Source organism: Streptomyces albiaxialis, from assembly GCF_039530985.1.
Lineage (GTDB): Bacteria > Actinomycetota > Actinomycetes > Streptomycetales > Streptomycetaceae > Streptomyces > Streptomyces albiaxialis.
On sequence record NZ_BAAAPE010000001.1, the window covers coordinates 618,573 to 630,662 of the forward strand.

Annotated in this window: 10 protein-coding genes; all 10 read right to left on the bottom strand. The window is 73.6% G+C overall.

Annotated elements, in window-relative coordinates:
* Nucleotides 1-214 precede the first annotated feature (214 nt).
* The 10 genes from ABD343_RS02855 to ABD343_RS02900 all read right to left on the bottom strand — a co-directional run bounded on the left by ABD343_RS02855 (nucleotide 215) and on the right by ABD343_RS02900 (nucleotide 12,071).
* Complete coding sequence (locus ABD343_RS02855) at nucleotides 215-655, bottom strand: NUDIX hydrolase (RefSeq protein WP_344523555.1); 441 nt, start codon at nucleotides 653-655, stop codon at nucleotides 215-217.
* On the bottom strand, nucleotides 652-1,812 hold the full coding sequence (locus tag ABD343_RS02860) for a CHAD domain-containing protein (protein WP_425578086.1): 1,161 nt from the start codon (nucleotides 1,810-1,812) through the stop codon (nucleotides 652-654). The genes ABD343_RS02855 and ABD343_RS02860 overlap by 4 nt, the downstream gene beginning before the upstream one ends.
* The gene (locus ABD343_RS02865) at nucleotides 1,796-4,030 is read right to left on the bottom strand and encodes an RNA degradosome polyphosphate kinase (RefSeq protein ID WP_344523557.1); all 2,235 of its coding nucleotides are present in this window, start codon (nucleotides 4,028-4,030) and stop codon (nucleotides 1,796-1,798) included. The genes ABD343_RS02860 and ABD343_RS02865 overlap by 17 nt, the downstream gene beginning before the upstream one ends.
* A 180-nt stretch (nucleotides 4,031-4,210) precedes the next feature.
* Complete coding sequence (mshD, locus tag ABD343_RS02870; protein WP_344523559.1) at nucleotides 4,211-5,125, bottom strand: mycothiol synthase; 915 nt, start codon at nucleotides 5,123-5,125, stop codon at nucleotides 4,211-4,213.
* Between the two features lie 10 nt (nucleotides 5,126-5,135).
* The gene (locus tag ABD343_RS02875; RefSeq protein ID WP_344523561.1) at nucleotides 5,136-6,743 is read right to left on the bottom strand and encodes an MFS transporter; all 1,608 of its coding nucleotides are present in this window, start codon (nucleotides 6,741-6,743) and stop codon (nucleotides 5,136-5,138) included.
* Between the two features lie 45 nt (nucleotides 6,744-6,788).
* Nucleotides 6,789-7,526 (bottom strand): ArsR/SmtB family transcription factor, encoded by a 738-nt coding sequence (locus ABD343_RS02880; RefSeq protein ID WP_344523563.1) that lies wholly within the window; start codon nucleotides 7,524-7,526, stop codon nucleotides 6,789-6,791.
* A 19-nt stretch (nucleotides 7,527-7,545) separates the two neighbouring features.
* Nucleotides 7,546-8,958, bottom strand: coding sequence for a HAMP domain-containing sensor histidine kinase (locus ABD343_RS02885; RefSeq protein WP_344523565.1), 1,413 nt, complete (start codon nucleotides 8,956-8,958; stop codon nucleotides 7,546-7,548).
* Between the two features lie 181 nt (nucleotides 8,959-9,139).
* Nucleotides 9,140-9,847: a response regulator transcription factor gene (locus tag ABD343_RS02890; protein WP_344524365.1), complete on the bottom strand. Its 708-nt coding sequence runs from the start codon at nucleotides 9,845-9,847 to the stop codon at nucleotides 9,140-9,142.
* A 52-nt stretch (nucleotides 9,848-9,899) separates the two neighbouring features.
* Complete coding sequence (locus ABD343_RS02895) at nucleotides 9,900-10,913, bottom strand: S1C family serine protease (protein WP_344523567.1); 1,014 nt, start codon at nucleotides 10,911-10,913, stop codon at nucleotides 9,900-9,902.
* Nucleotides 10,914-10,958: 45 nt separating this feature from the next.
* Nucleotides 10,959-12,071: a LacI family DNA-binding transcriptional regulator gene (locus ABD343_RS02900; RefSeq protein ID WP_344523569.1), complete on the bottom strand. Its 1,113-nt coding sequence runs from the start codon at nucleotides 12,069-12,071 to the stop codon at nucleotides 10,959-10,961.
* Between the last annotated feature and the right edge of the window lie 19 nt (nucleotides 12,072-12,090).

Sequence of the window (12,090 nt, forward strand, 5' to 3'; positions counted from 1 at the left end):
CGGATCACAGGGAGGACGACTGCGGAAAGCATTCATCACATCGGAGGAAATCCCGCGCCGCCACAGTCTTCACCGAATCCCCCGGTTTCCCGACCCTCCGAAGAAGGCCGAAGAGGGGCCGGGGACGCCTCGCCGGGAAAAGTGTGAACGGGGGTCACGGCACGGGCCCAAGACGGCATATTCCCCGGCATTTTGCGTTCGCGACGTTACGGGATCACGCCGTGCGCAGCGCCGCCAGCAGGGCGTCGACGAGGGGGCGGTCATGGTCGTACGAGAGCGTCCGGCGGGCCGCCTCGGGGGACAGCCACCGCACCCGGTCGACCTCGCGGTTCGGGACGAAGACGCCGCCGCGCGCCTCGGCCGCCCAGTAACGCACCTCCTTGGGCCGCCCGTTGGCGAGATAGCGCATCGTGGAGAGCGAGGCGCCCAGCTCGCACTCCAGGCCGGTCTCCTCGCGCACCTCGCGCAGCGCCGCGCGGCTCTCGCCGGTCAGCGGGTCCGCGGCCTCCGCGCGGGTCAGCTTCCCCTTGGGGAAGGTCCAGTCGGCGTACTTCGGCCGTCCGACCAGGACGAGTTCGATCCCCTCGCCCTCCGGCGCGCGGCGCCACACGACGCAGCCCGCGGCCCGTACGACATCCCCGTGCGCTCCGCTCATAAGGAGGCCCGCCCTTCCAGCCGTTCCGGTGACGAGGCGGTGGAGACCCACAGGCGGCCGAAGGCGAAGCGGGCGGCCTCGACCTCGTGGCGCTGGTCGGCGTGGAGGACGCCCAGCGCGTAGGCGGTCGCGGGCGCGATGCGCGGGGTCGCTGCCGCCGAAGCGGCAGCGGCGGCGGCCTCCGCCGCGTCCCGGTGCCGGTCCAGCGCGCGGCTCGCGGGCACGAGCCGCGGGTCGCCGCCGCCCGCGCCGCCGAGCGCGAGCACCTCCTGCGCGTACCGGTGCACCCGCAGCAGCGTCCGTACGTGGTGCCAGGCGGCGTCCTGCCGGGCCTCGGCGGCGAGGGAGCGGGCCAGGGCCTCCGCGTTGTACGGCGCACCGGCGCGCGAGAGGGGCAGCGCCTCGACGGCCTCGGTCAGCCGCCACTGCGCCTGCTGGGCGAGCGGCACCAGCACGGGCGCGGCCCCGTCGGCCGCGCCGCCGTCCTTGTCGTCCGTACGGAACGGCACCTCCGAGGCGAGCACCGCGACCTCGTCCGCCACCGCGTGGAACCGCGCCGAGCCGAGCGCCTGGAGCGCCGCCGAGTGGGCGCGGGTCCGGGAGAGCGTCAACTGCCGCTCCAGCAGCGCCCCGGCGCGCGCGGCGCCGACGGGGAGCGAGCCGCGCTCCCGCTTGCCGCCCGGGTGCGCCGCCGCCCCGTTGCCCGCCGGGGCGCCCGGACCGGTCGGACCGCCCGGACCGGTCGGGCCGGGCACGGGGCCGCCGCTCGCCAGCCGGTGGAGCGCCGAGAGCAGCCGGTCGAGCCGCGCCGCGTACGCGTACTCGCGCGCGAGCGTGCCCGACAGCCAGTTCAGCTCCGTGCGCAACTGGTCGGCCCAGGCCGCGTCGAGCAGCGGCCGGTACGTGTGCAGGGCGCCGCCCAGCCTGCGGGCCGCGGCGCGCAGCGCGCGCACCGCCTCGGCCGCCTCCGCCGCGCTCTCCGCGCCGCCCGCGCTCTCCCTGTGTGTGCGCAGCCCGCGCAGGAACTCGGCCGCGCGCTCCCTCAGATACGTTCCGAGGACGTCGGCTGCCGTCGTTCCGGCCGTCACCGCCACTTCCCTCCCCGCCTGGGCACCGGCCGGACCGGCCACGGCGCCGCCGTCACGTCGCCGGGCCACGTCGCCTTCTCCGCCCGTCGATCAGCATTTCCTGCACGTTCGGCAGCGGCTGCCCCTCCTGATCGTGGGCCCGCCGGGTCCAGTCGCCGTCCGGGCCCAGGTGCCAGGACGCGGTGGTGTCGGACATGCCCGTCTCCAGCAGCCGGATGAGCGAGGCGCGGTGCGCGGGGTCGGTGACCCGGACCAGCGCCTCGATACGGCGGTCGAGGTTGCGGTGCATCATGTCGGCGCTGCCGAGCCAGACCTCGCCCTCGCCGCCGTTGCCGAAGGCGAAGACCCGCGAGTGCTCCAGGAACCGGCCCAGCACGCTGCGCACCCGGATGTTCTCGCTCAGCCCCGGCACGCCGGGCCGCAGCGCGCAGATGCCGCGCACCCACACGTCGACCGGGACGCCCGCGCGCGAGGCGTGGTAGAGCGCGTCGCAGATCGCCTCGTCCACGATCGAGTTGACCTTGATCCGGACGTACGCCTCACGCCCCGCCTCGTGGTGGGCGATCTCCTTGTGGATACGGGAGACCAGCCCGTCCCGCAGCGACTTGGGGGCGACCAGGAGCCGCCGGTAGGTCTCCCGCCGCGAGTAGCCGGAGAGCCGGTTGAAGAGGTCCGAGAGGTCGGCGCCCACCTGCTGGTCGGCGGTGAGCAGGCCCAGGTCCTCGTAGAGCCGGGCCGTCTTGGGGTGGTAGTTGCCGGTGCCGACGTGCGCGTACCGGCGCAGCACGTCGCCCTCCTGGCGCACCACCAGCGACAGCTTGCAGTGCGTCTTGAGCCCGACGAGCCCGTACACGACGTGGCAGCCCGACTCCTCCAGCTTGCGGGCCCACTTGATGTTGGCCTGCTCGTCGAAGCGGGCCTTGATCTCGACGAGGACGAGCACCTGCTTGCCGGACTCGGCGGCGTCTATCAGCGCGTCCACGATGGGCGAGTCGCCCGACGTCCGGTACAGCGTCTGCTTGATCGCGAGCACGTCGGGGTCGGCGGCCGCCTGCTCCAGGAAGGCCTGGACGGACGTCGAGAAGCTGTCGTACGGGTGGTGCAGCAGCACGTCGCGCTCGCGCAGCGCCGCGAAGACGTCTGGCGCCGAGGCGGACTCGACCTCCGCCAGGTCCCGGTGCGTCCCGGCCACGAACTTCGGGTACTTCAGCTCGGGCCGGTCCATCGCCGAGGCGATCCCCGACAGCCCCGTCAGGTCGAGAGGGCCCGGCAGCGGATAGACCTCGGCGTCGCTGACCTTCAGCTCGCGGACCAGCAGGTCGAGGACGTACGGGTCGATGGACTCCTCGACCTCGAGCCGGACGGGCGGGCCGAAGCGGCGGCGCATCAGCTCCTTCTCCAGGGCCTGGAGCAGGTTCTCCGCGTCGTCCTCCTCGACCTCCAGGTCCTCGTTCCGCGTGACCCGGAACATGTGGTGCGCCAGCACCTCCATGCCGGGGAACAGCTCCTCCAGGTGCGCGGCGATCACGTCTTCGAGCGGCACGTACCGCTGCGGCGAGGCCTCCAGGAAGCGGGGCAGCAGCGGCGGCACCTTGACCCGCGCGAAGTGGTTGTGCCCGGAGACCGGGTTCCGCACGACCACGGCGAGGTTCAGCGAGAGCCCCGAGATGTACGGGAAGGGGTGCGCGGGATCGACCGCGAGGGGCGTCAGCACCGGGTAGATCTGCTGGCGGAACAGCGAGAAGAGGCGGGCCTGCTCCTTCTCGGTCAGCTCGGCCCAGCGGATCAGGTGCAGCCCCTCCTCGGCGAGGGCGGGGGCGATGTCCTGCTGGTAGCAGGCCGCGTGCCGCGCCATCAGCTCGCGCGAGCGGGTCCAGATCAGGTCCAGGACCTCGCGCGGCTGGAGCCCGGAGGCGCTGCGCGTCGCGACGCCGGTCGCTATGCGGCGCTTGAGCCCGGCGACGCGGACCATGAAGAACTCGTCCAGGTTGCCGGCGAAGATCGCGAGGAAGTTCGCCCTTTCGAGGAGGGGCGTCGCGGGATCCTCCGCCAGCTCCAGCACCCGTTCGTTGAACGCCAGCCAGCTCCGCTCCCGGTCCAGGAAGCGCCCGGCCGGGAGCGTCCCGTCGGCCTCGTCGGGCCCGCGCCCCTCCTCGTACAGGTCGACGTCGGAGTCGATGTCGGGGTCGAGGCGCAGCTCGGCGGCGCCTCGTGCGACCGGCTGCGCGCGGTGGGCGGCGATCGATCCGACGGAGGGCTGGGCAGCGTGCGGGGCTGGCTGGCTCATGGCCCCATTGTTCCGGGCATTCTCCCGCCCGCGCTCGGGCTCCGGCGCGGTGAGGGGGCGGGGGGCTGCTGGCTGCATTGCGTGAGCCTCGCACTCGGGTTTGAATACCCGGTTACGCGAGGGTGGCGCCTCGGGGTTGCCCAGGTGCCGCGGCGGTGGTGCGGCCCCCCGTCCGGGCGGTCAGGTCTCCGTGCGGTACATGAGATCCGTCTCGTGGGTGCGGAAGCCCAGGCCCTCGTAGACCCTGACCGCCGCGGCGTTGTCGGCGTCGACGTAGAGCATCGCGGTCGGCAGCGCGCGCTCGTCGGCGAGGTGGCGCAGGCCGATCGTGGTGAGCGCCTTTCCCAGACCGTTACCTTGCTCGTCGGGCCCGACCCCGAGGACGTAGACCTCGCCGAGGTTCTCGTCCGCGTGGACCTTCGTCCAGTGGAAGCCGACGAGCCGCTCGTCACGCCCGCCGTCGCCCCGTACGGCCAGGAAGAAGCCCGCCGGGTCGAACCAGGACTCGGCCTTGCGGTCGTCGAGGTCGCGCTGGGTGAGTCCGCCCTGCTCGGGGTGGTGCGCGAACGCCTCGGCGTTCAGCCGCAGCCACGCCTCGTCGTCCTCGCCGGGCCGGAACGTCCGTACGGTCACGCCGTCCGGAAGCACCGGGTCCGGCAGCGTCAGCCCGGTCAGCGGGCGGCGGAGCTGGCGCAGCTCGCGGAAGAGGGTCAGCCCGAGGGTCTGCGCGAGGTGGCGGGCCGCCGGGTGGCCGCCGTGCGCCCAGACCCGCAGCCGCTTGCCGGAGGCGTCGAGGAGGGCCTGGCCGAGCCGCCGCCCGTGCCCCTTGCCCCGCTGCTCGGGCGCGACGACCAGCTCGCCGGTCGGCGCCTCCACCGGGTCGGTGTCCTCGAGCTGGGCGTATCCCGCGAGCCGTCCCTCGCCGTCCCGGAGCAGCAGATGGCGCACGCCCACCCGCCGCCCGCCCCGCAACTGGAGGCGGCCCTGCTCGGAGACCGCGGCCTGGCCGTCCTCACGGGCCGCGCTCCCGATCAGGTCCAGCACCTCGCGTACGCCGTCCGCCGGTACCTCGTCCACAACAACCACGTCGCTCATGGGAACGACCCTACGACCGGGTCCCGGTGAGAGTGTCGTCCCGTCCCTCCCGGTCCTCGTCCCGCGGCGGGACGGCGGTGTCCGAGTCGGGCCGCGCGCGCAGCAGGAGGACGGCCAGGAGGCCCTGGACGACCACGAGCCCGACGGAGATCGCGGCGACGAGGTGCAGCCCGCCGGTGAACGCCCCCCGTGCGGCGTCCAGCAGCGGGCCGCCCAGCGTCTCCGGGAGCCTCTCCGCCGCGGCGACGGCGCCGCCGAGGGTGTCCCGGGCCGCGTCGGCCGCGGTGTCCGGGAGGCCGCCGGGCAGCCCGTCGGCGACCTCGCTCCGGTAGACGGCGGTGCTGGTGCTGCCCAGCAGGGCGATGCCCAGGGCGCCGCTCAGTTCGCCCGTGGTCTCGGAGAGCGCGGAGGCCGCGCCCGAGCGCTCGGGCGGCGCGGAGGCGACGACGGTGTCGGTGGCGAGGGTGAGGATCGCGGAGAAACCGAGGAACATCACGCTGAAGGCGGCGATGATCGTGGGCAGCGCGTCCTCGCCCTCGACGCGGCTGAGCACGAGCAGCGAGGCGATCCCCGTCGCGACGCCCGCCAGGATGATCGCCAGGCGCGGCACGCGGCGCGCCAGCACCGGCGCGAGCACGGCGCCGACGACGCCCGCGAGGGCCTGCGGCACCATCACGAGCGCCGCCTCCAGGGGCGAGAGCCCGAGGACGAGCTGGAGGTACTGGACCACCAGGAACTGCACCCCGGCGCCCATGAAGACCGCGAGCCCCACCATGGCGAGCGAGCCGCTGAAGGCCTTGCGCGCGAAGAGCCGTACGTCGATGAGCGGTTCGCGCCCGGACCCCTCCCCGGACCGGAGCTGCCGCCGTACGAACGCGTAGCCGACCGCGAGCCCGAGGGCCGCGGCGATCCAGGTGCCGGCGTCGGGCCCGCCGTGCTCGGCGGCGCGCTTGACCCCGTAGACCAGCGAGATCACCGCGACGACGGAGAGGACCACGCTCACCGGGTCCATGCGGCGGGGCGAGGGGTCGCGGAACTCGGGCAGCAGCAGCGGTCCGACGAGGACGAGCAGCACCATCACGGGGATGTTGATCAGTAGCGTCGAGCCCCACCAGAAGTGCTCCAGCAGCACCCCGCCGATGGGCGGCCCGATGGAGCTGCCGACCATGAACCCGGCCGACCAGATGCCGATGGCGAGGGTGCGCTGCCGGGCGTCGGGGAACATGTTCCGGATCAGCGAGAGCGTCGAGGGCATCAGCGTGGCCCCCGCGACGCCGAGCAGCGCTCGGGTGGCGATCAGCATCTCCGGGCTCGTCGAGAAGGCGGCGAGCGCGGAGGCCGCGCCGAACGCGGCGGCGCCCGTGAGCAGCAGCCTTCGGCGGCCGATACGGTCGCCGAGCGCGCCCATCGTCACGAGGAACCCGGCGACGAGGAAGCCGTAGACATCGGTGATCCACAGCAGTTCGGAGCTGGTGGGCCGCAGATCGGCGGAGATCGCGGGGACGGCGAGATGCAGCACCGTCAGGTCCATGGACACCAGCAGCAGGGGGAGCATCAGGACGGCCAGGCCCAGCCATTCGCGCGGCCCGGCACGCTCGTTCGGGATCGTGTGCCTCATGCCGGGGACGCTAGGAGTTGAACTCTGCTTGAAGTCAAGCGGAGGTCAAGCGATCCCCAAGGGCTCGATTCCCAGGTGCGCGATTCCCAGGTGCGCGATTCCCAGGTGCTCGTGGAGCGCGGACCGGCCGGTGTCCGTGAGCGCGACGGCCCGCGTGGTGCCGATCCGGGTGATCCACCCCGCCTCGAAGGCGTGCCCGCACAGCGCGGCGCCGACCGCGCCCGCCAGATGCGGGCGGCGCTCCGTCCAGTCGAGGCAGGCGCGCACGGCGGGGCGGCGCGAGGAGCCGGGGAGCGCGATGCCGAGCGCGTCCAGCCACGCCGCGCCGTCCTCCGTCAGCCGCAGCCCGCCGCCCCAGTCGAGCAGCCCGCGCCCCGCCATCGCGTCGGTGATCGCCACGCCGACGGTGCCCGCGAGATGGTCGTAGCAGGTACGGCCGCGGGCCAGAGCCCGGTTCCGGCTCGCGGCCGAGAGCGAGCGGGGCGGCGCGTCCTCGCGGCGCGGGCCGAGCGCGGCGAGGTTCTCGATCACCTCGGCGACGCGCGGGTCCGCCAGCCGTACGTAGCGGTGCCTGCCCTGCCGGACCTCGGCCAGGAGCCCGCCCTCGACCAGCAGGTTCAGATGCCCGGTCGCGGTCGGCGGGGCCACGCCCGCGGCCCGCGCCAGCTCGCCCGCGGTCCAGGCCCGGCCGTCGAGCAGGGCCATGCAGAACGTGGCGCGCGTACGGTCCGCGAGCAGCGCGGCGACGGCGGCGAGGTCGGGACCCCCGGCATCGTGGGACATGGCACCCATTCTGCTCGGTTCACGCTTCGGCGCCCGCCGAAGCGTCACCGCCCCCGCCGCCGGGAGGCCCGTCCGGTGGCGGCGTCGGCGCGCCCGGCAGCCACAGCACGGCCTCCGTGCCGCCGTCCCCGTCGCCGGGGGCGCGCAGCGTGACGTCGCCGCCCGCCTGGCGCGCCGTACGCGCGACGATCGACAGGCCGAGCCCGGAGCCCGGCAGGCTGCGCGCGGACGGGGAGCGCCAGAACCGGTCGAAGACGTGCGGCAGTTCGTCGGCCGGGATCCCCGCGCCGTGGTCCCGCACCCGCAGCGTGCCGCCGCTCAGCGAGACGTCCACGGTGCCGCCGTCGGGGCTGAACTTCACGGCGTTGTCGAGCAGGTTGACGACGGTGCGCTCCAGCTCCGAGGGCTCGCCGCGCACGTACCAGGGCGCGGCCTGCGCCACGATCGTCACCTGCGGCGCGCGCAGCCGTACGCGCTCGACCGCGCGCTCGACGACCTCGTGCAGGCTCACGATCCCGCCGCTCTGCGACTGGCCCTGCGGGCGCGAGAGCTCCTGGAGGTCGCCGATGAGCGCGTTCAGCTCGGTCATCTGCGCCCGTACGGACGCGAGCAGGTCCCTGCGGTCCTCCTCGGGCAGCGGGCGGCCGGTCTCCTCGCTGCGCACCAGCAGGTCGATGTTGGTCCGCAGCGAGGTCAGCGGCGTGCGCAGCTCGTGCCCCGCGTCGGCGATGAGCTGCTGCTGGAGCTCGCGGGAGGAGGCGAGGGCGCCGGTCATCGAGTTGAACGAGCGCGAGAGCCGGGCGATCTCGTCGTGGCCCGCGACGGGGATACGGACGGCGAGGTCCTCGGTGCGCGCGATGTGCTCGACGGCGTGCGTGAGCCGGTCCACGGGCCGCAGTCCGGCGCGCGCCAGCACCACGCCGGCGCCCGCGGCGCCGAGCACGCCCGCGCCGCCGACGAGCGCGAGGATCAGCGCGAGCTTGCGCAGCGACTCGTCGACCTCGGTCATGGGCCGGGCCACCGAGACGGCGAGGTTGGTGCCGACGACGGGCGTCGTCCGTACGCGGTATCCGGTGCCGTCCTCGGCGCGCGTCGTGTGCACCGTCACGGCGCGGTCCCGCTGGGCGACCTCGATGTCCGACGCCGAGACGTCCAGCTTGTCGCCGACGATCACGCAGCTCACACCGCTGGGGTGCACGACCTGCACGACGGCGCTGAACGGGTTCGGGTTCCGCTGCTCCGGGGGCCGGCACTCACCGGCCTCCACCCTGTTGACGACGTCGCTGGGCCGGATGCTGCTCTCTTTCAGGGAGTCGTCGAGGGAATTGAGGAGCTGGGCGCGTACGAGGAACCAGCAGGCGAGCGCGCAGGCGGCGACGGCGAGCGCGACGGTGAGCGCGGCCATCAGCGCGAGCCGCCCCCGCAGGGGCATGGAAACGGCCCGAGCCCCATTCCGGCGCAGTCGGGCCACGACCGTACGAGAGCTCACCGTACGTCTCCGGGGCTGCGCACAGGCTGCCCCTGTGCGTGCGTCGCAGTCCTCGGGTACGTCGTGGCCGGGCGCGCAGTTCCCCGCGCCCCTTGATGGCTGGCCCCCGACGCATGCTGGACGGTCACGACGCGTCGTCTCTCAGGACGTAGCCGACGCCGCGCACCGTATGGACGAGGCGGGGCTCACCCCCGGCTTCGGTCTTGCGCCGCAGATACATCACGTAGACGTCCAGCGAGTTGGACGAGGGCTCGAAGTCGAAGCCCCAGACGGCCTTGAGGATCTGTTCCCTCGTCAGGACCTGGCGCGGGTGGGCGAGGAACATCTCCAGCAGCGTGTACTCGGTCCGCGTCAGCTCCACCGGGCGTGAGCCCCGCGTCACCTCGCGGGTCCGCAGATCCATGCGCAGGTCGGAGAAGGTGAGCGCGGCGGGTCCCTCCTCCGCGTCGGCCTCCGCCTGCTCCCGCGCGTACGAGCTGCGCCGCAGCAGCGCCCGTACGCGCGCGAGGAGTTCGTCCAGCTCGAACGGCTTGACGAGGTAGTCGTCGGCGCCCGCGTCCAGGCCCGTGACGCGGTCACCGACCGTGTCGCGCGCGGTCAGCATGAGCACCGGCACGCGCTGGCCCGCCGCACGCAGCCGCCGGGCCGCGGTGAGGCCGTCCATGCGCGGCATCAGCACGTCGAGGATCACCAGGTCGGGCCGGTGCTCGGCCGCCTTCTCCAGCGCCTCGGCGCCGTCGGCGGCCAGCACGGTGTCGTACCCCTCGAAGCTGAGGCTGCGGCGGAGCGCCTCCCGCACGGCGGGTTCGTCGTCGACGATCAGGACCTTCATGGGCTCCAGCTTGTCACCGGGGCCCCGCTCCCCGTCGGAAGCGGTGGAGCCGTCAGCCATCCCCGTTCCGCAGCTTGTCCAGGTCCTTCTTCACGTCGTTGATCGGGATGGCGAAGCCGAGCCCGATGCTGCCGGACGAGGAGGACGCCTGCGCGCCGCCGCCGCCCTGGCCGCCGCCCGCCGGGTACATCGCGGAGTTGATGCCGATGACCTGCCCGTTCATGTTGACGAGCGGGCCGCCGGAATTGCCGGGGTTGAGGGAGGCGTCCGTCTGGATGGCCTTGTAGGTGGTCGTGTCGCCGTCGGTGCCGCCGTTGAACTGCTCTCCGCCGAACTCGAACGGCCAGTTGTCGCCGTTGTTCCCGCGGCCCGGGCTGTCGTCCCCGCCTTCCTTCTGGACGGTCACGTCCCGGTTCTTGGCGGAGACGATGCCGCTGGTGACGGTGCCGGAGAGGCCCTCGGGGGAGCCGAAGGCGACCACCTGGTCGCCGACGCCCACGCTGTCGGAGTCGCCCAGCGCGGCGGGCTTGAGGTCGTCGGCGCCGCGCACCTTGATCAGCGCGAGGTCGCGGTCGGGGTCGGTGCCGACGACCTCGGCGGTGGCGGTCTTCCCGTCGCCGAAGGAGACCTTCGCGGTGTCGGCGCCCGCGACCACGTGGTTGTTGGTGAGGATCTCGCCGTCCTTGGTGATCACCACGCCGGACCCGGTGGACTGCCCGCCGCCCGAGGACGCCTTGATCTCGACGACGCTGTCGTCCATGGCGTCGGCGACGGCCGAGACGCCGCCCTTCGCGGACGCGTTCCCGGCGTTGACGGGCGCGGAGGCCGCGGTCGTCGCGTCGTCCCCGAAGATCCGCTCGACGCCGAACGCGGTCCCGCCGCCGACGACCGCGGCGCCGACGGCCACGGCGGCGATCAGCGCGACGGGCTTACGGACGCGGCGCGGGCGCTCCGGGGAAGGCACGGGGGAATCCGCGGAGGGACCCGCGGAGGGACCCATGGGGGGCTCCGGAGGAGGGGGCGGGGGATAGGGGCTTCCGGTGCTGCTCACGGTGTTCTCGTCCATGCCCCCGAGAGTGGCCCGGCAACCTGAGAACAGTCTGAGTGGGCGCTAAGAAACCCCGTAATCCCCGGAGTTCCCGTTCCCGTTCCCGTCCCCGAAATTGCACGACGGCGGGGTGTCGCAGCCGCACGAGCGCCGGACCACCAGCCGCGAGGGGAACTGCCGGACCCGGCCCTTGCCGCCCGCGACGCCGGGGCTGCGCGTCCCGCCCGAGACCCGCAGCGAGTCGTCCAGCACCAGGTCCACGGCGGCCTTGGAGATCGCCACCCGGTCCGAGCCGACGGTGGTCAGCGGCGGGTCGGTGAGTCCCGCCTCCTTCACGTCGTCGAAGCCCACGACCGCCAGCTCGCCCGGCACGTCGATGCCCAGCTCGCGCGCGGCGCGCAGCACGCCGATGGCCTGGTCGTCGGTCGAGCAGAAGAGCGCGGTGGGGCGGTCGGGCCCGCTGAGCAGACCGAGCGCGACGCGATACGTGTCGTACCGGTTGTACGGGGACTGGAAAAGGCGGCCCTCGACCGACTTCCCGGCCTCCTTCATCGCCCGCGTCCAGCCCTCGATGTGGTCGGTGACCGGGTCGCCGTACTCGGGGGTGGACTCGACGCCGCCGAGACAGGCGACGTACTCGTGCCCGTGCTCCAGGAGGTGGCGGGTGGCGAGCTGGGCGCCGCCGGTGTCGTCGATGACGACGGCGACATCGTCGATGGCCTCGGGCCGCCGGTGCATCAGCACGACGCGGGCGTCCCACGCGTCGATCTCGGAGGCCGCCTGCTCGCTGGGGCCCGCGCTGATGAGGATGAGCCCGGAGACGCGCATGCCCAGGAAGGCGCGGAGGTAGTGGACTTCGCGGTCGTCGAGATAGTCCGAGTTCCCGACGAGGACCATCTTGCCGCGCTCGGCCGCCGCCTGTTCCACCGCGTGTGCCATCTCGGCGAAGAACGGCTGGCGCGCGTCGGGGACGATCAGGCCTATGAGATCGGTGCGGCGGGACGCCATCGCCTGCGCGACCCGGTCGGGCCGGTACCCCAGCTCCTTGATCGCCGCCAGCACCCGCTCCTTGGTGGCCGGAGCCACCGGGCGGGGGCCGTTGTTGATCACATAGCTGACGACCGCGGTCGACGTACCCGCCAGTCTTGCCACATCGTCCCGCGTCACCTTGGCCACGCCGCGAAGTCTACGCGCG

Coding starts and splice junctions, on each gene's coding strand:
- ABD343_RS02855 (WP_344523555.1), bottom strand. CDS start 655: ATGAGCGGAGCGCACGGGGATGTCGTACGGGCCGCGGGCTGCGTCGTG.
- ABD343_RS02865 (WP_344523557.1), bottom strand. CDS start 4,030: ATGAGCCAGCCAGCCCCGCACGCTGCCCAGCCCTCCGTCGGATCGATC.
- mshD (WP_344523559.1), bottom strand. CDS start 5,125: ATGAGCGACGTGGTTGTTGTGGACGAGGTACCGGCGGACGGCGTACGC.
- ABD343_RS02875 (WP_344523561.1), bottom strand. CDS start 6,743: ATGAGGCACACGATCCCGAACGAGCGTGCCGGGCCGCGCGAATGGCTG.
- ABD343_RS02880 (WP_344523563.1), bottom strand. CDS start 7,526: ATGTCCCACGATGCCGGGGGTCCCGACCTCGCCGCCGTCGCCGCGCTG.
- ABD343_RS02885 (WP_344523565.1), bottom strand. CDS start 8,958: ATGCCCCTGCGGGGGCGGCTCGCGCTGATGGCCGCGCTCACCGTCGCG.
- ABD343_RS02890 (WP_344524365.1), bottom strand. CDS start 9,847: ATGAAGGTCCTGATCGTCGACGACGAACCCGCCGTGCGGGAGGCGCTC.
- ABD343_RS02895 (WP_344523567.1), bottom strand. CDS start 10,913: ATGGACGAGAACACCGTGAGCAGCACCGGAAGCCCCTATCCCCCGCCC.